Genomic DNA, 21,447 nt, shown 5'->3' on the forward strand with positions numbered 1-21,447 from the left:
ATCCTCATCCAATGATGGATCACGAGGCATGCTTTGTTATGAATATTGCAGTTGATAGTCTGGGCGAAAATCTGTTCGGGCCCATGGGGTCTCCAAGGGATGGCTCAGAGGTCTTTGCCGCTCTGACCAAAGCAGCCAGGGAACGGATCCTCATCCTTGATGGCGCCATGGGCACGCAGATCCAGGGCCTCAATCTCAATGAAGAGAGTTTCCGTGGCGACCGTTTCGCTGATTGCTCCTGTCATCTGCAGGGAAACAATGACCTCCTGATCCTGACGCAGCCGCAAGCAATCGAAGACATCCACTATGCCTATGCCATGGCGGGTGCTGATATCCTCGAGACAAACACCTTTTCTTCCACAACCATCGCCCAGGCTGACTACAGCATGGAGGAGGTGGTCTATGAGTTGAACCGCGACGGCGCACGCCTCGCCCGCCGTGCAGCGATCAAGGCGGAACAGAAGGATGGCAAGCGCCGCTTTGTCGCCGGAGCCCTCGGCCCGACCAATCGCACCGCATCGATTTCACCGGACGTCAACAATCCCGGCTACCGCGCCGTAACCTTCGATGATCTGCGCATCGCCTATGCCGAGCAGGTGCGCGGCCTCATCGATGGCGGCGCCGACATCATCCTCATCGAGACGATCTTCGACACGTTGAATGCCAAGGCAGCGATCTTCGCGACACAGGAAGTGTTCGAGGAGAAGGGTATCACGCTGCCGATCATGATTTCCGGCACGATCACCGATCGCTCCGGCCGCACCCTTTCCGGCCAGACCCCGACGGCATTCTGGTACTCGGTCCGCCACGCGAAACCGTTCACGATCGGCCTCAATTGCGCGCTCGGCGCCAATGCCATGCGCGACCATCTGGCGGAGATCGCCAGCGTCGCCGACGCCTTCGTCTGCGCCTATCCCAATGCCGGCCTGCCCAACGAATTCGGCCAATATGACGAGAGCCCGGAGGCCATGGCGGCGCAGCTCGAAGAGTTCGCCAGGGAAGGCCTGCTCAACATCGTCGGCGGCTGCTGCGGCTCGACCCCCGAACACATCAAGGCGATTGCCGAAGCCGTCGGCAAATACGGCCCACGCGAAATCCCCGAGACCGAGATCCATATGCGCCTGTCGGGTCTCGAGCCCTTCACGCTCACCAAGGACATAGCTTTCGTCAATGTCGGCGAACGCACCAATATCACCGGCTCGGCCAAGTTCCGTAAACTCATCACCTCCGGCGATTTCGCAACGGCGCTCGACGTGGCGCGCGATCAGGTTGCCAATGGCGCACAGATCATCGACATCAACATGGATGAAGGCCTGATCGACAGCGAGAAGGCCATGGTCGAGTTTCTCAACCTCATCGCCGCTGAACCCGATATCGCCCGCGTACCGGTGATGATCGATTCGTCCAAATGGGATGTCATCGAAGCCGGGCTGAAATGCGTGCAGGGCAAGCCGCTCGTCAATTCCATCTCGATGAAGGAGGGCGAACAGGCCTTCATCGACCACGCGAAACGGGTCCGCGCCTATGGTGCAGCCGTCGTTGTCATGGCCTTCGATACGCAAGGGCAGGCCGACACGCTTGAACGCAAGGTCGCGATCTCAACGCGTGCCTATGAGCTCTTGACCAGGGAAGCCGGTTTTCCGCCGGAGGATATTGTCTTCGACCCCAACGTCTTTGCGGTCGCCACCGGCATCGAAGAGCATAATGGCTACGGCGTCGCCTTCATCGAAGCGACCAGGCAGATCACAGAAACCTTGCCGCATGTGCATATCTCCGGCGGCATATCCAACCTGTCGTTCTCGTTCCGCGGCAATGAGCCGGTGCGCGAGGCGATGCACGCCGTGTTCCTCTACCATGCCATCCAGGTCGGCATGGACATGGGCATCGTCAATGCCGGCCAGCTCGCGGTCTATGAATCGATCGACCCCGAACTGCGTGAAGCCTGCGAGGATGTGGTTCTCAACCGCCGCGATGACGCCACCGAACGCCTGCTCGATCTTGCCGAACGTTACAAGGGCGCAGCCGGCAAGGAGGCGCGCGAACGCGATCTCGCCTGGCGCGAATGGAGCGTCGAGAAGCGCATCGAGCATGCGCTGGTCAATGGCATCACCGAGTTCATCGAAGCTGACACGGAAGAAGCCCGACTTGAGGCCGAAAGGCCGCTGCATGTGATCGAAGGCCCTCTGATGGCCGGCATGAACGTGGTCGGAGATCTCTTCGGTGCTGGCAAGATGTTCCTGCCGCAGGTGGTGAAATCTGCCCGCGTGATGAAGCAGGCCGTGGCCGTCCTGCTGCCCTACATGGAGGCGGAGAAACTTGCCAATGGCGGTTCCGGCCAGCGCGAAAGCGCCGGCAAGGTGCTGATGGCAACGGTCAAGGGCGACGTCCATGATATCGGCAAGAACATTGTCGGTGTCGTGCTCGCCTGCAACAATTACGAGATCATCGATCTCGGCGTCATGGTGCCCTCGGCAAAGATCCTGCAGACTGCCCGCGATGAGAAAGTCGACATTATCGGCCTCTCGGGCCTCATCACCCCATCGCTCGACGAGATGGTGCATGTCGCAGCGGAGATGGAGCGGGAAGGCTTCGATATTCCACTGTTGATCGGCGGCGCGACCACCAGCCGCGTGCATACGGCAGTCAAGATTAACCCGCGTTATCACAAGGGCCAGACGGTCTACGTCACCGATGCCAGCCGTGCCGTCGGTGTCGTTTCCAATCTCCTGTCGCTGGAGGCCAAGCCCGGATATGTCGATGGTGTTCGCGCAGAATACACCAAGGTTGCCGAGGCACATGCTCGCAACGAGGCGGACAAGCAGCGCTTGAGTCTCGCCAAGGCGCGCGCCAATGCGCAAATGGTCGACTGGGTTTCCTATACGCCGCCCAAGCCGAGCTTCCTCGGGACGCGCGTGTTCGAGAACTACGATCTGGCCGAGATCGCCCGCTATATCGACTGGACGCCCTTCTTCCAGACCTGGGAACTGAAGGGCCGATACCCCGCCATCCTCGAAGACGAGAAGCAGGGGCCCGCGGCACGCCAGCTGTTCGATGATGCGCAGGCGATGCTGAAGAAGATTATTGCCGAGAAATGGTTCAATCCGAAGGCGGTTATCGGCCTGTGGCCAGCCGGGGCGGTCGGTGACGATATTCGCCTGTTCACCGATGAGGCCCGTGGGCAAGAGCTCGCCACCTTCTTCACCCTGCGCCAACAATTGTCGAAGCGCGATGGCCGGCCGAATGTGGCATTGTCGGATTTCGTTGCGCCCGTCGACAGCGGGAAAGAGGATTATGTTGGTGGCTTCGTCGTCACCGCCGGAATCGAGGAGGTTGCCATCGCCGAACGCTTCGAGCGCGCGAATGACGATTACTCCTCCATCCTGGTCAAGGCGCTCGCCGACCGGTTTGCCGAAGCCTTCGCCGAACTCATGCACCAACGTGTGCGCAAGGAGTTCTGGGGCTATGCGCCGGAGGAAAACCTCGCGTCCGATGATTTGATCGGCGAGGCCTATCGCGGCATCCGCCCGGCGCCGGGTTATCCGGCCCAGCCCGATCACACGGAAAAGGAAACGCTGTTCCGTCTGCTCGATGCGGAAGCGAAGATCGATGTGCGATTGACCGAGAGCTTTGCCATGTGGCCGGGCTCTTCGGTGTCGGGCATCTATATCGCCCATCCTGACAGCTATTATTTCGGCGTCGCCAAGGTCGAGCGCGATCAGGTGGAAGACTATGCGGCGCGCAAGTCCATGCCCGTTGCTGACGTCGAACGCTGGCTTGGCCCGATCCTCAACTATGTGCCGGCGCCAAGAGTTCAGGCCGCCGAGTGAAGATAATGGCGCGGCGGCGCACCAAGCATGCGCTTGAACATGGTGGTGAACGCCGGCACGCTGTTGTAACCGAGGTCGAGCGCGACACTCGTCACCGGTTCGCCCTCCGTCAGTCGCGGCAGGGCTGACAGCAGGCAGGCCTGCTGCCGCCATGTCGAGAGGCTTAAGCCCGTTTCGCGGCGGAACATGCGGGTGAACGTCCGCCGGCTCATCCCGAGCCTGTCGGCCCAATCATCAATATTGGCATGGGGCGAGGGATCGTCCAGGAAGCGGCGGCACAGCGCTGCCAGGCGCCGGTCTTCCGGAAAGGGCAGACCCAGTGGCCGCTCCTGCAAGCTCGGAATTTCATGCAGCAGCAGGCCCATGACGAGTGTCGTGCGCGGATCGGCCTGCGTATCCGGGGGCGCTGCTACCGCTTCGCGGATGAGATTGTCCATGAGCGGCGTCAACCCTACCACATGCAGATGGCTCTTCAGACCCTCGACTGCGTTTGGGCGGACATAGATCGAGTGCATCGCAACTTCGCCGAGCATATCGACCGCGTGCTCGATGCCTGCCGGCAGCCACAGCGCATGGTGCGGCGGTACCATCCAGCGCCCGAACTTCGTCGTGACCATGGCGACACCGGTTATGGCATGCAGCAATTGCGACTGGATGTGATGGTGATCGGGAATGTGAAATCCGGATGGGTACGAGCTCGCGAGCGCAACAACGTCGCCCTCCGCCTGCTCGAGCCAGTCGAGCCGCATCCGAAGCTGCTTTTCCAGTTCCAGGCCCGCGGCATGATGCGCCGCGAATATCCGATAGCGCATGTTTGGCCCACTCACGAAAGAAGTGGACCAAACCACGAAAGCAGGTTGTGCGCAACAAGTATATCAGTGGTTGGAAAGGGTGACGTGTGTCAGCACCAACACTCTCTTGCTCAATGGAAACGCCACATGACCGATACCGCCATGCCAGCCCAGCGGGGCTCCGCTGAAAGCACAGTTTTTGCGATCATTTTCGCTGTCAGTTTCTGCCATTTTCTCAATGACATGATGCAGTCGCTGCTTGCTGCGATCTATCCCATGCTCAAACAGAATTATGGCCTCGACTTCAAGCAGATCGGATTCCTGACACTGACCTTTCAGGTCACTGCGTCCCTGTTGCAGCCGGTCGTCGGCACCTACACCGACAAGCGGCCGATGCCCTATTCGCTGCCCGTCGGCATGGCATTCTCGCTGGTCGGTCTTGGTCTTCTGTCCATCGCAACCCATTACGTGATGCTGCTCGCCGGCGCCGCCTTCATCGGCATCGGCTCGTCGATCTTCCACCCGGAATCCTCGCGCGTCGCTCGTCTCGCATCCGGCGGCCGTCACGGTCTGGCGCAGTCCTTCTTCCAGGTTGGCGGCAATTTCGGTACCGCAAGCGGCCCGTTGCTCGCAGCCTTTATCGTGCTGCCTCGTGGCCAGCAAAGCATAGCCTGGTTCTCGGTCGCGGCACTCTTGGGCATGATCATTCTCTATCAGGTCGGCAGTTGGTATCAGCGCTACCGTGCTGCCAATGCCAACCGACCCCCCGCCAGCAAGGTCTTGAGGCTGCCGCGCAAGAAGGTGGTGGCATCGCTCATCATTCTGACGCTGCTCGTCTTCACCAAGAACATCTATCTCGCCAGCATCTCGAGCTATTACACGTTCTATGTCATCCACAAATTCGGCATAACGGTGCAGCAGTCGCAGATGATGCTGTTCCTGTTCCTGGGCGCGGCTGCTGTCGGCACTGTTCTCGGCGGACCGATCGGCGACAAGATCGGCACCAAGGCCGTCATCTGGTTCTCGATCCTCGGTGTCCTGCCGTTCACACTGATGATGCCCTATGCAAACCTGTTCTGGACCGGCGTCCTCACGGTGTTCATCGGCTTCATTCTTTCATCGGCCTTTCCGGCAATTGTGGTCTTTGCGCAGGAGCTGGTACCGGGCCGGGTTGGCATGATTGCCGGGATCTTCTTCGGCTTCGCCTTCGGCATGGCCGGCATCGCTGCCGCGGTGCTTGGTTTCGTCGCCGACATCAAGGGCATCGACTACGTCTACGCAGTCTGTTCGTACCTGCCGTTCCTTGGCCTGTTGACGATCTTTCTGCCGAGCATGCGGGAAGTGCGCGGCGAATCCGTCGCAATCTAGAACGACCAAATCGCATCCAGGGGCCCGGAAACATCCGGGCCCTTGGCTTTTCAGGGCTTCAATCCGGCTGCTGATGCCAATTGTCAGGATGGTGGTTTGAAATTTCTCAAACGTGCCCATATAAGGTACGCCATTCCTGCGATCCTGCGCGGTGCGTGTTGCCACACACGTCTCGACCGAAAATCCTTCCGGGTACCTTCATGTCCTCAGCCATCTCCGTCTCCAGCCTTTACAAGACCTATTCAACCGGTTTCGAAGCGCTGAAGAACATCAACCTCGACATTCGCCATGGCGAGATATTCGCCCTCCTCGGGCCAAACGGGGCGGGAAAGACAACGTTGATCTCGGCGATATGCGGCATCGTCAGTCCGACGTCGGGGACGATCCTTGCTGATGGCCACGATATCATCAAGGAATACCGTGCAGCGCGCTCGAAGATCGGTCTCGTCCCGCAGGAACTGACGACCGATGCGTTCGAGACCGTCTGGAATACGGTCAGCTTCAGCCGGGGTCTCTTCGGCAAGCCGGCCAACCCCGCCCATATCGAAAAGATTCTGAAAGAACTGTCGCTGTGGGACAAGAAGGATTCTAAGCTCATGACACTCTCCGGCGGCATGAAACGCCGGGTCATGATTGCCAAGGCGCTATCGCACGAACCGGAAATCCTCTTCCTGGACGAGCCCACGGCCGGCGTCGATGTGGAACTTCGGCGCGACATGTGGGGTGTTGTCCGCGCGTTACGCGAATCCGGCGTGACGATCATCCTGACGACGCATTATATCGAGGAAGCCCAGCAGATGGCCGACCGTATCGGTGTCATCAGCCATGGCGAGATCATTCTCGTCGAGGAAAAGGACGAGTTGATGCGTTCGCTCGGCAAGAAACAGCTCCGGCTGCAGTTGCAGGGGAAGCGCGAAAGCGTGCCGGAGGCTCTCGAAAAATACGGCCTCGAACTGTCCCCGGATGGCTGCGAGCTGATCTATACGTACGATACGCAGAAAGACCGCACGGGCATCACCGCACTGCTGCAGGATCTGAGCAAGGCCGAGGTGCGCTTCAACGATATCCAGACCAAGGAAAGTTCGCTTGAAGAAATCTTCGTCAATCTGGTGAGGGAGCGCAAATGAACATCTACGCAATCAAGGCAATCTACCTGTTCGAGATGCACCGCACCTGGCGGACGATCATGCAGAGCGTCATCTCGCCAGTGGTGTCCACCAGTCTCTATTTTGTTGTTTTCGGTTCGGCGATCGGCGGGCGCATTCCGGAGATCAGCGGCGTCAGCTACGGCGCATTCATCGTGCCCGGCCTGATCATGTTGTCTCTGTTGACACAAAGTATCTCCAACGCATCCTTCGGTATCTATTTCCCGAAGTTCGTCGGCACGATCTACGAGCTTCTTTCGGCGCCGGTTTCCTATGTCGAGATCGTCATCGCCTATGTCGGCGCTGCCGCGACGAAGTCGATCATCCTCGGCGTCATCATACTCGCCACGGCTTCACTGTTCGTGCCGCTGCGGATCGAACATCCCTTCGTCATGCTGCTCTTCCTGGTGCTCACGGCTGTTACCTTCAGCATGTTCGGCTTCATTATCGGCATCTGGGCCGATGGCTTTGAAAAGCTGCAGCTCGTACCGCTGATGATCATCACGCCGCTCACCTTCCTCGGCGGCAGTTTCTATTCCGTCGACATGCTGCCGCCCTTCTGGCAGACCGTTACGCTGTTCAACCCGGTGGTGTACTTGATCAGCGGTTTCCGCTGGAGCTTCTTTGGCCTGTCGGATGTGCATATCGGCACCAGCCTCGCGATGACGGCAGTGTTCCTGATTGCCTGCATGCTCATCCTGCGCTGGATCTTCAGGACGGGATACCGGCTGAAGAGTTAACCACCGCATATCATCACCGCTCGATGACATGCAGACTCTTGTTGCCCTCATGCACTGCGTCTGTCACGAGCCGGCGATTGAACGTGGCAAGCTGGCCGTTGTTTGCGCGGGCGAGGGCAAGGAGATAGGTGTCCGTAACCTGACTTGATATTCAGCAGCCGCGACTGGTCAATCAGGTTTGACTCATCAAGCTAATACTGTCCGGCCAGAACGCATGGCCGGGCCTGGACGTCAATCCTGCCAACAACGACGCGATTGCTGCTGGAGTACCGGGCGAATTCCGGTAGCTCGGATCGCCAACAATGCGGACGACACCATTCTCCGTGAGGGGACAGGTGGCCCATGCGGATTGACCAACTTCAGCAAACCAATTGTGCGCGGAATCGTGATGAATATGTGCTGGATCAAACAGCGCAATCAGGACATTGACGTCGAGCAAAAACGTCATCAGGGCAATTCATCACGCAACTGATTGACAAACTCCATCGTCACTGGAGTTCCGTCCTTTACAGTAAGAAGCGGCACTCCGTTTCGCTCGCTTGTGGTGGTCGCTGGCGCCTGCAGGGATTTACGGGCAAGCATTGATACAACCTCGCCGATCGTCTTGTTCTGATGTTCGGCCAGTCCTTTCGCCGCAGCAAGCACGTCGTCATCAATAGCCAAAGTCGTTCGCATTTCCATCTCCGCAACATCACGCATCAAACATCTCGCATCAAAATAGATCGTTACTATGTCGATATCAGGTGCCAGCCTATCTAAAGTACGCCTCCAACGCAGCCAGGCCGGCCTTCAACTCCTTCTCGCCGCGCGGTCCAAGATTTGAAAGTAGCTCCGCCTCGAAGGCATGCGCCACCTTGGCCAAATCGGCATAGACCTTCCGCCCCGCGGGCGTCAGCTCCAGATTCTCGATGCGCCGGTCGGCCTCGTCGCGTTTGCGGCGCAACCAATAGCGCTGTTCCAGTGCGAAGACCGCTCGCGAGACCTTGGTCTTGTGCATGGAGGAATGCGCCCCAATCGCCGTAGCCGTCAACACGCCGAACTGGCCCAGCGTGGCGAGCGTGCGCCATTCCGGGCGGGTCAATCCATATTGCTCGCGGTAGAGGCTGGCGAAGCGCTGGCTGATTGCCTCCGCCGCCTTGTTCAGCCGGTAGGGCAGGAAGTTTTCCAATATCAGCGGCGGTTTCTCGGTCGTCTCGTTTGCCATCGCACACAAATCCTCGTTCATGGTTGATAGTTACAAAATAGATCGTCACAATTGCAACTAAATTGATTGGACAACCTTTTGAGAGCCGGCATCGGGCCGGAATTATCGAAAGGCCAAAAGGAGGATGTGTGATGGCGACCCTCAACTATATGCCCGGGTTCGGCAATGATTTCGAAACGGAAGCGCTGCCTGGCGCGCTGCCGCAGGGGCAAAACTCACCGCAACGCTGTGCCTATGGCCTTTATGCGGAACAGCTTTCCGGCTCGCCATTTACCGCCCCGCGCGGCATCAACGAACGGTCGTGGCTTTATCGAATCCGGCCCTCGGTCAAGCACAGCGGGCACTTTTCTCCGGTCAATCGCCCCGACTGGAAGACGGCACCCAATCTCGACGATCACGAGTTGCCAATCGGTCAGCTGCGCTGGAATCCGACACCCATGCCGACGGAACCGGTCAATTTCATTGATGGCATCCGTACAATGACGACGGCCGGTGACGTGCATGGCCAGGCAGGCATGGCGGCCCATGTCTATGCGTTCAACCAGGACATGCAGGACGATTACTTCTTCAATGCCGATGGCGAAATGCTGCTCGTCCCGGAGAAGGGTCGCTTGAGCATCTTCACCGAAATGGGCGTCATCGAGATCGAGCCGTCGGAAATCTGTGTCGTGCCGCGCGGCATGGTGATCAAGGTTGCGGCCACCGGTGGTGAAGCACGCGGCTATATCTGCGAAAATTACGGGGCAAAGTTCTCGCTGCCGGATCGCGGCCCGATCGGGGCCAATTGCCTTGCCAATCCGCGCGATTTCAAGACGCCGGTTGCTGCCTTCGAGGAGAAAGAAACGCCGTGCCGGCTACATGTGAAATGGTGCGGCAAGTTCTATCAAACAACACTTGATCATTCGCCGCTCGACGTGGTGGCCTGGCACGGCAATTACGCACCTTACAAATATGATCTACGTACCTTTTCTCCGGTCGGCGCGATCCTGTTCGACCACCCGGACCCGTCTATCTTCACCGTGCTTACGGCGCCCTCCGGCGAAGAGGGAACGGCCAACGTCGATTTCGTGATCTTCCCGCCACGCTGGCTGGTGGCCGAGCACAGTTTCCGCCCGCCCTGGTACCATCGCAACATCATGTCGGAATTCATGGGGTTGGTATATGGTCAGTACGACGCCAAGGAGGAGGGGTTTGTGCCGGGCGGCATGAGCCTGCATAACATGATGCTGCCGCATGGCCCGGACGCGATGGGCTTCAACAAAGCCTCGACGATAGACCTCAAGCCGCACCGATTGGAGAACACCATGGCGTTCATGTTCGAGACACGCTTCCCGCAACACCTGACACGCTTTGCTTCGGAACTGGAGTCGCTCCAGGACAATTACGCCAACTGTTGGAAGGACCTGAAGAAGCGGTTCAATGGTACGCCAGAGGGAGACTGGTCAGAATGAAGCTCGCTTCCCTCGACAACGGCACTCACGACGGCAAACTCGTTCTTGTCACCAAGGACCTGACCCGCTTGACCGACGCCTCGTTCCTGACGCCAACCCTGCAATCAGCGCTCGACAATTGGGCGCGCATCGCCCCGCATCTCGAAGCGCTGAGCTCAAGTCTTGAACTCGGCGCGGTCCCCACAGAGCGCTTTCACGAGCATGATGCCCTGTCGCCGCTGCCTCGCGCCTACCAGTGGGCCGATGGCTCGGCGTATGTCAATCATGTCGAATTGGTGCGCAAGGCGCGCGGCGCCGAGATGCCGGCGAGCTTCTGGACCGATCCGCTGATGTACCAGGGCGGCTCCGACAGTTTCCTCAACCCGCGCGAACCGATCCGCATTGCTGATGAGACCTATGGCATAGACATGGAAGGCGAAGTCGCCGTCATCGTCGACGATGTGCCTATGGGTGCCAGCGTCGATGAGGCCCGCGACACCATTCGCCTTATCATGCTCGTCAACGATGTGAGTCTGCGCGGGCTTATCCCCGAGGAACTCGCAAAAGGATTTGGCTTCTTCCAGTCAAAACCATCGTCGGCGTTTTCTCCCGTGGCAGTGTCCCCCGACGAATTGGGCGATGCCTGGGACGGCGGCAGGGTGCACCTGCCATTGAATGTCGACCTCAATGGCAGGCCATTCGGCCGTGCCAATGCGGGTGTCGACATGACCTTCGATTTTCCGACATTGATTGCCCATGCGGCGAAGACGCGGCCACTTGCTGCCGGGACGATCATCGGCTCCGGCACCGTATCCAACAAGCTCGATGGCGGCCCGGGCAAGCCTGTCGTGGAAGGCGGCGCTGGATATTCCTGCATCGCCGAAATCCGCATGATCGAAACCATCAATCTCGGCGCGCCGCAGACCCCGTTCATGCGGTTCGGCGACGTTGTGCGGATCGAGATGCAGGACAAGGCAGGCCATTCGATCTTCGGCGCCATCGAGCAGCAGGTGGTGCAATATGGCAGGTAAAGCAATCCTCTATGATTATTGGCGTTCATCCGCCAGCTACCGCGTGCGCATTGCGCTCAACCTTCTTGGCCTCGCATATGAGACCGTATCTGTCGATCTCCTCAAGCACGAGCATAAGGGCATAGACCATCTCATCCGCAACCCGCAGGGTTTGGTGCCGGCATTGGCGATCGACGGCCATATGCTGACCCAATCCCTTGCCATCATCGAGTATCTCGACGAGACCCATCCTGGCGCCGGTTTTCTGCCGGCGGATCCCGTCGGCCGCCAGCGCGTGCGCGCACTCTCCTATGCCATTGCCATGGAGATTCACCCCGTCTGTAACCTGGGCGTGATCTCACACGTCATGCAATTAACAGGTGGTGGCGATGAATCGCGTGAGCTCTGGATGCGCAAGTTCATTGCCGAGGGGCTAACCGCAGTCGAGACCTTGCTGGACCACCCCGATACCGGTAAATTTTGCCATGGCGACGCGCCCTGCATCGCCGATTTCTGCCTCGTGCCGCAGGTCTACAACGCCAGGCGCTGGGGCGCGGATATCGACCATCTTTCGCGCGTCAACACCATCGTCGAACGCTGCGAAGCGATGGAAGCCTTTGCCGCAGCACAGCCGGATAGGGTGAAGCGCGAAGCCTAGAGCATCAGACGACCTTCACATCGTATTGCGCGAACGCCGGATCCGATGTCAGAATGGCGAGGTTTTCAACCTGCGCCTGGGCGATAAGCAGCCGGTCAAACGGATCGCAATGATGGTCGCCCAGTCGCTCCGTACGTGCCGCGTGTTGCTCGTTGACCGGCAGGAAGGGGATATTGTGCATTTTTACCGTATCGACGATATCGCCGTCGAGCCTAAGCTTGCCCAACCCTCGCTTGATCACGATCTCCCAGATGGTGGCGGAACTCACGATCAGGCCTTCGCCCCGTTGCAAAATCGTCCTTTGCGACGTTGAAAGCCGCGGATCGTCGGCGAGCGCCCACAACAGCACATGGGTATCGATCAGATAGAGCGGGCGGCTCACTTGAGGTAGTCGTCCCAATCGGCGTCGAGTTCGTCAAAATCGTCAGCTATCTCAATGCGTCCCTTCATCGCGCCGATCAGGCTACCCGGCTTCGCGTTCTGACCGGGAAGCGGGGAGATGGTAGCAACAGCCTTGCCGTGGCGCGTTAATACGATCTCCTCACCCGACTGCGCGCGAGTAACGAGTTCCGAGAATTTCGCCTTGGCTTCTGCGATCGAGATATTCATTATCGGCTCCTTATGACCAGAATTTAGGTCATAATAGAGCTGATTGCAATGGTGTGCTACTCCGCTGCTTCGATCTTGATCACGCCGCGGCGGATCTGATCCTCCTCGATTGACTCGAACAGGGCGCGGAAATTGCCCTCGCCAAAGCCTTCGTCGCCCTTGCGCTGGATGAATTCGAAGAAGATTGGTCCGATCACCGTCTTGGAGAATATCTGCAGGAGGATCTTGGTCATGCCGCCATCGACCACGCCTTCGCCATCAATGAGGATACCGTGCTTCTTCATGCGCTCGATCGGTTCGTCATGGCCATGCACGCGATCGTGCGACTTCTCGTAATAGGTCTCGGGCGGTCCGGGCATGAATTTCAGCCCGTTATCGGCGAGCTTGTCGGTCGCATCATAGATCGCTTCCGTGCCGACGGCGATGTGCTGGATGCCTTCGCCCTTATATTTGCGCAAATATTCCTCGATCTGGCTCTTGTCGTCCGTCGATTCGTTCAGCGGTATGCGGATCTTGCCGCAGGGCGAGGTGATGGCGCGTGAGACTAGACCAGTCAGCTTGCCGGCAATGTCGAAGAAATGGATCTGCTTGAAGCCGAAGAGCTCGCGGTAGAACGCCCACCACTTGTCCATGTTGCCGCGATAAACATTGTGGGTGAGGTGATCCAGATAATAGAAGCCGACGCCTTCGGGCTCCGGATCGCGTTCGCCCAGCCAATCGAACTCAGCTTCATAGGCCGAACCCGTGTCGCCATACGTTTCGATGAAGTACAGCATCGACCCACCGATGCCGACGATCGCCGGAACATCGAGCGTCTTGTCGTCGCCCTCGTAGGGTGTTGCACCCTTGGTGACCGCATGGTTGTAGGCATGCTTGGCATCGACGACCCGCCACGCCATGGAAGGGGCGCAGGGACCATGCTTTTCGACGAATCTCGTTGCATGGGAACCCGGCTCGGCATTGAGGATGTAGTTGATATCGCCCTGGCGCCAGACAGTGATGTTCTTGGACTTGTGGCGGGCTACCGGTACATAGCCCATGCGGGCAAACAGCTCTTCGAGCTTCTCCGGCTCCGGATGGGAGAATTCAACAAACTCGAATCCGTCCGTTCCGGCGGGATTGTCCTTGCTGATGACAGCCTTCGGTGCGTCGTGCGGAAACGGGCCCATATCTTCCTCCATTCGGTTCCGGCCATTATCGCGCAAAACACCCGCAATGTGCTTGCATTCTAGCGCTCCTTAAGTCTAATATTTACACGTTCCGTGCGTATGGTAAGCAAAGGATGCATGAATGGAGCAACTTGACCCATCTGACCGCAAGATACTCATCTGTCTCCAGGAAGATGGGCGATTGACCAACAACGAGCTTTCCGAGCGAATCAACCTCTCGCCGTCACAGTGCTCGCGCCGGCGTTCGCGACTGGAAGAGGAAGGGTATATTCGTGGCTACCGGGCCGAGATCGACCGGGAAAAACTCGGCCTTGGCATCGTCAACATTATCTCGGTGACGCTCGCGACGCACAACCGGGACAACGCGCAGCGCTTTTCCGACCTCATCTCCAATCTGCCCCAGGTCATGGAAGCCCATGCGCTGACCGGCGAGATGGACTATTTCATCAAGGTGGTAACACCGGACCTGCGTGCGCTCTCGGCCTTCGTCAACGATGTGCTGCTGCCGCACGAATCTGTGCAGAACGTCAAGACCGCCATTGTGCTAGACACGTTGAAGGAAGACGGACGATTGCCGATTTGATATGCGGACAGCCTATTTTTTCAGGATTGCGTTCACCGCTTGCATGATTTGGTGGAAAGTTGCTTGCGAAACATTTCCAAGTTTGTCGGCATGTGACGCCTCAATTGTTGCGATCTTGGCAGGCCGAATGACCGAAGGTGCGGGCAATCCAGCATCCTGATGGCGTGGAATCGAAACATCACTAATCCATGGCCTGTTTTCCGCGCTGGTGATCATCAACACCCAGAGAAGTTCCTGATTGTCACCAATTCCGCGATCGGAAATCACCAAGGCCGGCCGGTGCTGGCGGGTGTTTCGATCCGTATACGGAAACGGAACACGTACAACGTCGCCGGCCTCAAAGGTTGGCATAGGCTTTTTTGTCCGCTTCGCTGTCCCACTCCGAGAATGTTGCAAACGGATCATCGCCCTGCACGCCCGTTTCTATGCGCATGAGAATGACGCGGCCATCCTCGATCTGGTAGGCGATTTCGTCACCAGGCTTCAGATTCAGTGCCATGCGCACCGCTTGCGGTATCGTCGTCTGCGCTTTGCTGGTCATTTTGCTGGTGATCATGGACCATCTCCTTGCAAAAGATGTAAGGAATTTCCTTACTGAATGCAAGGAACGGGATGGCCTAAAGGTACAGCGCCTTCCTCACCATGGGGTACACCCGCGCATGGCCGAGCATGTAGGCGGTGATGGCATGGGCCTCGAAGATCCCGTGAAAGGCTCGGCCGAGAATGTTCAACCCGCCGGTATAGGCGCCGAAGGCGGGCATGATCATGCGTGACCGGTCGCTGACGAAGCAGCGACGCTGTACGGACTGCCCGCGTCGCACCACCTTGGCCGCCGGGTGCAAATGTCCTGCTATCTCACCGGAGCAAGGGGATTTCGACGGCTCGTGCCGGAAGACCAGATTGCCGAGCGCCAGCTCCGTGAACGTCTCGCCCGGCAGGTCCGCCGGATGGTCGGGATCGTGGTTGCCGGTGATCCAGATCCATTCGCGCCCCTCCATCAGCGTGGCGAGTTCCGCCGCATAGATTGCAGGTAGGCGGGCTGCCGCATCGCCGTCATGAAAACTGTCGCCGAGGCTGATGACGCAGGTAGGATTGTACCGAGCGATGACCTTCGCCAACGCGGCCAGCGTCGTTGCCGTGTCATAGGGCGGCAGCAGCATGCCGCGCCGGGCGAATGACGAGCCCTTTTCGAAATGCAGGTCCGATACGACGAGGATCCGGTCGCTTTCGAGATAGAGCGCACCCGACGGATCGCAGACGGCACGATGCCCGGCAATGACCATTTCGGCCGTACCATGCAGAGCTGTCTTCGTCGCCTGAAATGCCACGTTCATTTGTATTCCATCATCTCCCGGGTCAGTTCGTCCGCGATCTCTTCCAACAGTGTCTCATGCGCCTCGCCGGGAACACGTTCCTTGCCGATTTCCATCATCACGGGAACGGCAAGCGGTGAAATCTGGTCGAGATCCTTGTGGACGATATGCCCCTTGATTCGGCTTAGCATACGGCCGAGTCGCTCAATGTCGAGCAGGCCCGTGGCAGCATCGGCGCGTGTCGCCTGTATGAGGATATGGTCCGGCTCATGCTCACGCAGCACGTCATAGACGAGGTCCGTCGAGACCGTAACCTGGCGCCCGGTCTTTTCCTGTCCCGGGTGGCGTTTTTCCACGAGTCCCGAGATCAGCGCACAGTTGCGGAACGTGCGTTTCAGCATCCAGCTTTCGGCCAGCCAGGCTTCGAGATCATCTCCCAGCATATCCTCATCGAAGAGTTCCGATAGCGGCAATTCTCCCTTCTTGAACATGCGGCCCATGTCGCGCAGGCCCCAGACGGTGAGCGCATAATCCGTGGCGACGAAACCGAGCGGGCGTGCCTTCGCCCGTTCCAGCCGCCGTGTCAGCAGCATGCCCAGCGTCTGATGCGCCAGCCTGCCCTCGAATGGATAGGTCACCATGTAGGATCGCTCGCCGCGCGGGAACGTCTCGACCAGCAGGCTGCCCGGCTGCGGTAGAACCGATTTCTCCTTCTGGATGCGCAACCAGTCGCTGACCTGGTCGGGCAGGGCGCCCCAACGCTTGGGGTCCGCCAGCATGGAGCGCACCTGGTCGGCGAGATAGGTGGTCAGCGGAAACTTGCCGCCGGCGTAGGCCGGGATCTTGGCGTCGAAACCTTCGGCATTCGAGACCATGCATTCATTTTCGCGAATGCCCTCGAAGCGCAGCACTCGGCCGGAGAAGAAGAACGTATCGCCTGGACTGAGTGACTCGACGAAGTATTCCTCCACCTTGCCAAGGACAGGTCCGCCCCGCACATTGCCACCCTTGCCGCGCTGGCGGGTGAGGCGCACGTTGAGGCTCGGCGCCTCGATAATGGTGCCGACATTCAACCGGTATTGCTGGGCGAAGCGCGGATGCGTCACCCGCCAGGTGCCATCCACAGTCTGACGGATCTTGGCAAAACGTTCGTAGCTCTTCAGAGCGTAGCCGCCGGTCGCGACGAAATCGACGATGCGATCGAAGGTTTCCCGAGGCAGCGTGGCATAGGGCAGGGCGGTCGTGATTTCGGCGTAGAGATCGTCCGCACGGAACGGCTCTGCGCAGGCCATGCCAAGGACATGCTGGGCCAGCACATCGAGTGATCCGTCACCGAGCGGCGGTGTATCCTGCGCGCCGATGTAATTGGCGTCGAGCGCCGCCTGGCACTCCATCACCTCGAAACGATTGGCCGGAACGAGGATAGCCCGCGAGGGTTCGTCCATGCGGTGATTGGAGCGGCCGATACGCTGCGCAAGCCGGCTGGCTCCCTTCGGCGCGCCGACATGGATGACGAGATCCACGTCGCCCCAGTCGATGCCGAGGTCGAGCGTCGAGGTGGCGACGACCGCGCGCAGCGCGTTGGCGGCCATGGCCTGTTCGACCTTGCGGCGCTTGCTGACATCGAGCGATCCGTGATGCAAGGCGATCGGCAGGTTGTCGTCGTTGGCCATCCACAGATCATGAAACAACCGCTCCGCCTGGCTGCGCGTATTGACAAATATCAGTGTCGTGCCGTGCCGCTTGATCGCGTCGTAGATGCCTGGCAGCGCGTAGACGGCCGAATGCCCGGCCCAGGGAACATGATCATCGGTTTCGAGAATCGTGATGTGCGGCTTCGCTCCGCCTTCCACCGTAACAAGGCTTGCCATGGGGGCATCCACGGTCTGTGGCAAAAGCCAGCGCCGCAGCGCATCCGGATCGGCAACAGTCGCGGAAAGGCCGATCGTCTGCACGCCCGGCTGCAGCCGGCGCAGACGCGCCAGGCCCAGTGACAGGAGATGGCCACGCTTGGAGGTGACGAGAGAGTGCAACTCGTCAAAGATCACATAGCGCAGATCCTCAAAGAAGCGGCCGGCGTCCCTGGCCGAGATCAACAACGCCAGCTGCTCCGGCGTCGTCAACAAGATGTCGGGCGGTGCCAGTTTCTGCCGCTGTCGCTTGTAGGCGGGCGTGTCCCCCGTTCGCGTTTCAAGCGAGATATCGAGGCCGATTTCGTCGATGGGCTTTTCGAGGTTGCGATGGATATCGACAGCCAGTGCCTTCAATGGCGAAATATAAAGCGTGTGCACGCCCCGGCTAGCCGCATTGCTCTTGCCACGGCTCGCGAGATCGACCAGCGCTGGCAGGAATCCCGCCAGCGTCTTGCCCGCGCCGGTCGGGGCGATCAGCAGCGCTGAGTTCCCTGCTTGCGCCTCCTGCAGCAATTCGAGCTGATGCGCGCGCGGCGACCAGCCCTTGGCCTGAAACCAGTTCAGGAAGGGCGGCGGCAGATACGCGGCGCCGATATCGGCCAGGGGTGATTTGCTGGTGCTCACTGCAGCGAATGTAGTGGCGCTCGCTCATTGCGCCAAGTTTCTTTTGTCAGGATTGCAAGGAGCCAAATGCGGCCTATGTTCGTTAGGTGGTAAACTCGAGGAATGTCTTGCTGAAACGCCCCGAAGCTCTGCTGTGTTCGACACCCGCCGGCCTCTATTCCCCGGCCGGTGATTTCCATATCGATCCGGTTCGTGCCGTCGATCGCGCATTGATCACCCATGGCCATTCCGATCACGCCCGCTCCGGCCACCGCAAGGTGATGGCAACGCAGCAGACACTCGATATCATGGGCCTGCGTTATGCCGGCAATTTCGCCGGCGAAACACAGGCTGCAGATCTCGGCAAGGCCACCGAAATCAATGGCGTCACCGTCAGTTTTTACCCGGCCGGACACGTGCTGGGTTCGGCGCAGATTGTCGTGGAGAAGGATGGCATGCGCATCGTCGCCTCCGGCGACTACAAGCGCCGGGCCGATCCGACCTGCACCGGCTTCGAGCCGGTTTCCTGCGATGTCTTCATCACCGAAGCCACCTTTGCGCTGCCGGTGTTCCGTCATCCCGACAGCCGCGACGAGATCGCCAAACTGCTCAAATCCGTCGAACAGTTCCCCGAACGCTCGCATCTCGTCGGGGCCTATGCACTGGGCAAGGCACAGCGGGTCATCCGCATGCTACGCGATGCAGGTTATGACCGGACAATCTATATCCACGGCGCCCTTGAGAAACTCTGCCACTACTATAAGTCGCAAGGTATCGATCTCGGACCTTTGTCACCCGCAACCACCGAGACCGGCAGCGTGCAGGATTTTGCCGGTGCCGTCGTTATTGCCCCGCCCTCGGCATTCCTCGATCGCTGGGCGCGGCGGTTCCCGGACCCCGTGTCCTGTTTCGCCTCCGGCTGGATGCGCATCCGCCAGCGGGCGCGCCAGCAGGGCATCGAACTGCCGCTCATCCTGTCGGACCATTGCGACTGGGACGAGCTCACCGGCACGATCACCGAGCTCGGTCCGAGCCAGGTTTGGGTCACCCATGGGCGTGAGGAGGCGCTGGTGCGCTGGTGCGAGCTGAACGATTATGCGGCACGGCCTTTGCATCTCGTTGGATATGAGGACGAGGGGGACTGATGGAGGAATTTGCCGAACTTCTGGATCGTCTTGTCCTCACCCCGGCACGCAACGGCAAGCTCACACTGCTTGTCGACTATTTCCGCGATACGCCCGATCCTGACCGGGGCCTCGCCCTGGCTGCGCTTACAGGCGATCTCGACATCGCCAATGTCAAGCCGGCGATGATCCGCGCCCTCATCGCCGAGCGCATGGACGAGCAGCTTTTCGCCTATTCCTACGATTACGTAGGCGATCTTGCCGAAACCATCTCGCTCGTCTGGTCAACGGACGAGCCAGTCCGCGCCAATGCCGTGCCGACGCTCGGCGATATCGTCACATCGCTGGCGCTGGCCTCGCGCAGCGATGCTGTGCGGCTTGTCGAGAAATGGCTGGATCAGCTCGACGCATCCGCCCGCTATGCTTTGCTGAAACTCGTCACCGGTGGCCTGCGCATTGGCGTTTCGGCGCGGCTCGCCAAGCAGGCACTCGCGCAATTCGGCGATGTTGATGTCACGGAAATCGAGGAACTCTGGCACGGCCTGAAGCCACCCTATGAAGCGCTCTTCGCCTGGCTCGAGAGCAAGGCCGACAAACCGCAGAGCCTTGCCACCGCGCCGTTCCGGCCAGTCATGTTGTCCACGCCGCTGGAAGAGCCTGACTACACAAAGATCAGTGCCGAAGCATACGTTGCCGAGTGGAAGTGGGACGGCATTCGCGTGCAATTGACGGCCGAGGGTGGCCGGCGGCGCATCTATTCGCGCACCGGCGACGATATCAGCCAGGCCTTTCCCGATATCGTCGATTTCATGAACTTTGAAGGCACGCTCGACGGCGAGTTGCTGGTCGCTCGCAACACGGATGCAGGCGTCGAGATCGGCGCCTTCGGCGATCTGCAGCAGCGCCTCAACCGCAAGACCGTCTCTGCCAGGCAACTCGAGAGCCACCCGGCTTTCGTCCGGCTATACGACCTGCTGCTCGATGGCAGCGACGACGTCCGTGGTTTGCCTTTTGTGGAGCGCCGCGCCCGACTTGAATCCTTCGTCAAGCAGCTCGAGCCCACGCGCTTCGACCTGTCGCCACTTGTGCCCTATGACTCGTTCGACGACCTTGTCGAACTGCGCAAAAACCCGCCGCATCCGATCATCGAGGGGCTGATGCTGAAGCAGCGCTCCTCTACCTATGTGCCCGGCCGCCCGAAGGGACCGTGGTTCAAGTGGAAGCGCGATCCCTTCATCATCGATGCCGTGCTGGTCTATGCGCAGCGCGGCCACGGCAAGCGATCGAGCTATTATTCCGATTATACGTTTGCAGTGTGGACGGGGCCGGAAACCGAGCCGCATCTGGTTCCGGTCGGCAAGGCCTATTTCGGTTTCACCGACGACGAGCTGAAACAGCTCGACGCCTTCGTTCGCAACAACACCACCGAGCGTTTTGGGCCCGTGCGCTCGGTGCGTGCCGAACCCGAACATGGGCTAGTCCTCGAGGTCGCCTTCGAAGGCCTCAATCGCTCGAAGCGCCACAAATCCGGGGTTGCCATGCGGTTTCCCCGCATCTCCCGCCTGCGCTGGGACAAACCGCCAATCGAGGCAGACCGGTTGGAAACACTGGAAGCACTTCTGCGCGATTCCGAAACCGCGGACTGATCCGCTAGCTATTCAATGCTTCTTGCTTTCGATGCGCCATTCCTTCGCGCCTACTGTCACATCAAACCGGGACAGGAACGAACGGCCGAGGAGCCCATCGATACCATCACCGAGCGTCTTTTCCGCATGGACGACAGTTGCGACGTCATTGGCCTTGACTTGTTCGATCCGGACTTCAGCCGCCGAACTGATGGCAAGGTATAAGCGATGGCCACACACCGCTATGTTGTCGTGCGCCGTGCCTTCCTCATGGTCAACGTCGCAAGAACACGATAAGGGTTGAGTCGTGATCGTCATTCCGCAGGGTGTGCAGC

21 protein-coding genes and 1 pseudogene are annotated in these 21,447 nt (G+C 59.4%); 10 read left to right on the forward strand and 12 right to left on the reverse strand.

Features of this window, described 5'->3' with window-relative positions; translation table 11 throughout:
• The first annotated feature begins 38 nt into the window (after positions 1–38).
• The gene (gene metH / locus CU102_RS21440) at positions 39–3,827 is read left to right on the forward strand and encodes a methionine synthase (RefSeq protein WP_106713177.1); all 3,789 of its coding nucleotides are present in this window, start codon (positions 39–41) and stop codon (positions 3,825–3,827) included.
• On the opposite strand, the gene CU102_RS21445 is transcribed toward metH, so the two are convergent.
• Positions 3,812–4,639, reverse strand: a complete 828-nt coding sequence (locus CU102_RS21445) for an AraC family transcriptional regulator (RefSeq protein WP_106713132.1) — start codon at positions 4,637–4,639, stop codon at positions 3,812–3,814. The two genes, metH and CU102_RS21445, sit on opposite strands and share 16 nt — an antisense overlap.
• Positions 4,640–4,765: 126 nt before the next feature.
• Here CU102_RS21445 and CU102_RS21450 point away from each other — a divergent pair, with 126 nt between their 5' ends.
• The 3 genes from CU102_RS21450 to CU102_RS21460 all read left to right on the forward strand — a co-directional run bounded on the left by CU102_RS21450 (position 4,766) and on the right by CU102_RS21460 (position 7,871).
• Positions 4,766–5,986: an MFS transporter gene (locus CU102_RS21450; protein ID WP_106713133.1), complete on the forward strand. Its 1,221-nt coding sequence runs from the start codon at positions 4,766–4,768 to the stop codon at positions 5,984–5,986.
• A gap of 200 nt (positions 5,987–6,186) precedes the next feature.
• Positions 6,187–7,113, forward strand: coding sequence for an ABC transporter ATP-binding protein (locus CU102_RS21455; protein WP_106713134.1), 927 nt, complete (start codon positions 6,187–6,189; stop codon positions 7,111–7,113).
• The gene (locus CU102_RS21460) at positions 7,110–7,871 is read left to right on the forward strand and encodes an ABC transporter permease (RefSeq protein ID WP_106713135.1); all 762 of its coding nucleotides are present in this window, start codon (positions 7,110–7,112) and stop codon (positions 7,869–7,871) included. The genes CU102_RS21455 and CU102_RS21460 overlap by 4 nt, the downstream gene beginning before the upstream one ends.
• Positions 7,872–7,884: 13 nt before the next feature.
• Here the strand turns inward: CU102_RS21460 and CU102_RS21465 are convergent.
• The 3 genes and pseudogenes from CU102_RS21465 to CU102_RS21475 form a co-directional block, all read right to left on the reverse strand.
• Positions 7,885–8,319 (reverse strand): annotated as a pseudogene (locus tag CU102_RS21465) (TA system VapC family ribonuclease toxin).
• A complete protein-coding gene (locus tag CU102_RS21470) occupies positions 8,319–8,546 on the reverse strand; it encodes a CopG family transcriptional regulator (RefSeq protein WP_208113863.1) in 228 nt (75 codons plus the stop codon). The pseudogene CU102_RS21465 and the gene CU102_RS21470 overlap by 1 nt, the downstream one beginning before the upstream one ends.
• A 76-nt stretch (positions 8,547–8,622) precedes the next feature.
• Positions 8,623–9,075: a MarR family winged helix-turn-helix transcriptional regulator gene (locus CU102_RS21475; protein ID WP_106713178.1), complete on the reverse strand. Its 453-nt coding sequence runs from the start codon at positions 9,073–9,075 to the stop codon at positions 8,623–8,625.
• A 131-nt stretch (positions 9,076–9,206) separates the two neighbouring features.
• Here CU102_RS21475 and hmgA point away from each other — a divergent pair, with 131 nt between their 5' ends.
• Genes hmgA through maiA form a run of 3 tightly spaced genes read left to right on the forward strand, consistent with a single transcriptional unit; the run spans position 9,207 to position 12,173 of the window.
• Positions 9,207–10,526 (forward strand): homogentisate 1,2-dioxygenase, encoded by a 1,320-nt coding sequence (gene hmgA, locus CU102_RS21480; protein WP_106713137.1) that lies wholly within the window; start codon positions 9,207–9,209, stop codon positions 10,524–10,526.
• Positions 10,523–11,536 (forward strand): fumarylacetoacetate hydrolase family protein, encoded by a 1,014-nt coding sequence (locus tag CU102_RS21485; protein WP_106713138.1) that lies wholly within the window; start codon positions 10,523–10,525, stop codon positions 11,534–11,536. The genes hmgA and CU102_RS21485 overlap by 4 nt, the downstream gene beginning before the upstream one ends.
• Positions 11,526–12,173 carry a maleylacetoacetate isomerase gene (gene maiA / locus CU102_RS21490; RefSeq protein ID WP_106713139.1) on the forward strand — a complete coding sequence of 216 codons (648 nt, stop codon included), beginning with the start codon at positions 11,526–11,528 and terminating at the stop codon, positions 12,171–12,173. The genes CU102_RS21485 and maiA overlap by 11 nt, the downstream gene beginning before the upstream one ends.
• 4 nt (positions 12,174–12,177) lie before the next feature.
• Here maiA and CU102_RS21495 read toward each other — a convergent pair whose 3' ends face one another.
• From CU102_RS21495 to hppD, 3 genes are read right to left on the reverse strand one after another with little or no spacing between them, the layout of a single operon-like run.
• On the reverse strand, positions 12,178–12,555 hold the full coding sequence (locus tag CU102_RS21495; RefSeq protein WP_106713140.1) for a type II toxin-antitoxin system VapC family toxin: 378 nt from the start codon (positions 12,553–12,555) through the stop codon (positions 12,178–12,180).
• Entirely contained in the window at positions 12,552–12,782 is a 231-nt protein-coding gene (locus CU102_RS21500; protein WP_106713141.1) for a type II toxin-antitoxin system Phd/YefM family antitoxin, read from the reverse strand. The genes CU102_RS21495 and CU102_RS21500 overlap by 4 nt, the downstream gene beginning before the upstream one ends.
• Positions 12,783–12,838: 56 nt before the next feature.
• Positions 12,839–13,951: a 4-hydroxyphenylpyruvate dioxygenase gene (gene hppD, locus CU102_RS21505; RefSeq protein WP_106713179.1), complete on the reverse strand. Its 1,113-nt coding sequence runs from the start codon at positions 13,949–13,951 to the stop codon at positions 12,839–12,841.
• 121 nt (positions 13,952–14,072) lie between these two features.
• On the opposite strand from hppD, the gene CU102_RS21510 reads away from it, so the two are divergent.
• On the forward strand, positions 14,073–14,534 hold the full coding sequence (locus CU102_RS21510; protein ID WP_106713142.1) for an Lrp/AsnC family transcriptional regulator: 462 nt from the start codon (positions 14,073–14,075) through the stop codon (positions 14,532–14,534).
• Positions 14,535–14,546: 12 nt separating this feature from the next.
• Here CU102_RS21510 and CU102_RS21515 read toward each other — a convergent pair whose 3' ends face one another.
• The 4 genes from CU102_RS21515 to CU102_RS21530 form a co-directional block, all read right to left on the reverse strand.
• Positions 14,547–14,939: a type II toxin-antitoxin system PemK/MazF family toxin gene (locus tag CU102_RS21515; RefSeq protein ID WP_342588783.1), complete on the reverse strand. Its 393-nt coding sequence runs from the start codon at positions 14,937–14,939 to the stop codon at positions 14,547–14,549.
• A complete protein-coding gene (locus CU102_RS21520) occupies positions 14,872–15,090 on the reverse strand; it encodes an AbrB/MazE/SpoVT family DNA-binding domain-containing protein (RefSeq protein ID WP_106713144.1) in 219 nt (72 codons plus the stop codon). Before CU102_RS21520 ends, CU102_RS21515 begins: the two co-directional genes overlap by 68 nt.
• 61 nt (positions 15,091–15,151) lie before the next feature.
• Positions 15,152–15,868 (reverse strand): ligase-associated DNA damage response endonuclease PdeM, encoded by a 717-nt coding sequence (gene pdeM, locus CU102_RS21525; protein WP_106713145.1) that lies wholly within the window; start codon positions 15,866–15,868, stop codon positions 15,152–15,154.
• On the reverse strand, positions 15,865–18,384 hold the full coding sequence (locus tag CU102_RS21530; protein WP_106713146.1) for a ligase-associated DNA damage response DEXH box helicase: 2,520 nt from the start codon (positions 18,382–18,384) through the stop codon (positions 15,865–15,867). The genes pdeM and CU102_RS21530 overlap by 4 nt, the downstream gene beginning before the upstream one ends.
• 107 nt (positions 18,385–18,491) lie before the next feature.
• Between CU102_RS21530 and CU102_RS21535 the strand changes: the two genes are divergently transcribed.
• A complete protein-coding gene (locus CU102_RS21535) occupies positions 18,492–19,508 on the forward strand; it encodes a ligase-associated DNA damage response exonuclease (protein ID WP_208113864.1) in 1,017 nt (338 codons plus the stop codon).
• Positions 19,508–21,133, forward strand: a complete 1,626-nt coding sequence (locus tag CU102_RS21540; protein WP_106713147.1) for a cisplatin damage response ATP-dependent DNA ligase — start codon at positions 19,508–19,510, stop codon at positions 21,131–21,133. Before CU102_RS21535 ends, CU102_RS21540 begins: the two co-directional genes overlap by 1 nt.
• A gap of 12 nt (positions 21,134–21,145) precedes the next feature.
• Here the strand turns inward: CU102_RS21540 and CU102_RS29470 are convergent, their stop codons facing one another.
• On the reverse strand, positions 21,146–21,430 hold the full coding sequence (locus CU102_RS29470) for a hypothetical protein (protein ID WP_133624630.1): 285 nt from the start codon (positions 21,428–21,430) through the stop codon (positions 21,146–21,148).
• Between the last annotated feature and the right edge of the window lie 17 nt (positions 21,431–21,447).

This window comes from Phyllobacterium brassicacearum (genome assembly GCF_003010955.1).
In the GTDB taxonomy this organism is placed as follows: Bacteria; Pseudomonadota; Alphaproteobacteria; order Rhizobiales; family Rhizobiaceae; genus Phyllobacterium; species Phyllobacterium brassicacearum.

Bases quoted from the DNA above. Each gene is read 5' to 3' on its own strand.
- metH (WP_106713177.1), top strand. From the start codon at position 39: ATGAATATTGCAGTTGATAGTCTGGGCGAAAATCTGTTCGGGCCCATG.
- CU102_RS21445 (WP_106713132.1), bottom strand. From the start codon at position 4,639: ATGCGCTATCGGATATTCGCGGCGCATCATGCCGCGGGCCTGGAACTG.
- CU102_RS21450 (WP_106713133.1), top strand. From the start codon at position 4,766: ATGACCGATACCGCCATGCCAGCCCAGCGGGGCTCCGCTGAAAGCACA.
- CU102_RS21455 (WP_106713134.1), top strand. From the start codon at position 6,187: ATGTCCTCAGCCATCTCCGTCTCCAGCCTTTACAAGACCTATTCAACC.
- CU102_RS21460 (WP_106713135.1), top strand. From the start codon at position 7,110: ATGAACATCTACGCAATCAAGGCAATCTACCTGTTCGAGATGCACCGC.
- CU102_RS21470 (WP_208113863.1), bottom strand. From the start codon at position 8,546: ATGCGAACGACTTTGGCTATTGATGACGACGTGCTTGCTGCGGCGAAA.
- CU102_RS21475 (WP_106713178.1), bottom strand. From the start codon at position 9,075: ATGGCAAACGAGACGACCGAGAAACCGCCGCTGATATTGGAAAACTTC.
- hmgA (WP_106713137.1), top strand. From the start codon at position 9,207: ATGGCGACCCTCAACTATATGCCCGGGTTCGGCAATGATTTCGAAACG.
- CU102_RS21485 (WP_106713138.1), top strand. From the start codon at position 10,523: ATGAAGCTCGCTTCCCTCGACAACGGCACTCACGACGGCAAACTCGTT.
- maiA (WP_106713139.1), top strand. From the start codon at position 11,526: ATGGCAGGTAAAGCAATCCTCTATGATTATTGGCGTTCATCCGCCAGC.
- CU102_RS21500 (WP_106713141.1), bottom strand. From the start codon at position 12,782: ATGAATATCTCGATCGCAGAAGCCAAGGCGAAATTCTCGGAACTCGTT.
- hppD (WP_106713179.1), bottom strand. From the start codon at position 13,951: ATGGGCCCGTTTCCGCACGACGCACCGAAGGCTGTCATCAGCAAGGAC.
- CU102_RS21510 (WP_106713142.1), top strand. From the start codon at position 14,073: ATGGAGCAACTTGACCCATCTGACCGCAAGATACTCATCTGTCTCCAG.
- CU102_RS21515 (WP_342588783.1), bottom strand. From the start codon at position 14,939: ATGATCCGTTTGCAACATTCTCGGAGTGGGACAGCGAAGCGGACAAAA.
- CU102_RS21520 (WP_106713144.1), bottom strand. From the start codon at position 15,090: ATGATCACCAGCAAAATGACCAGCAAAGCGCAGACGACGATACCGCAA.
- pdeM (WP_106713145.1), bottom strand. From the start codon at position 15,868: ATGAACGTGGCATTTCAGGCGACGAAGACAGCTCTGCATGGTACGGCC.
- CU102_RS21540 (WP_106713147.1), top strand. From the start codon at position 19,508: ATGGAGGAATTTGCCGAACTTCTGGATCGTCTTGTCCTCACCCCGGCA.
- CU102_RS29470 (WP_133624630.1), bottom strand. From the start codon at position 21,430: ATGACGATCACGACTCAACCCTTATCGTGTTCTTGCGACGTTGACCAT.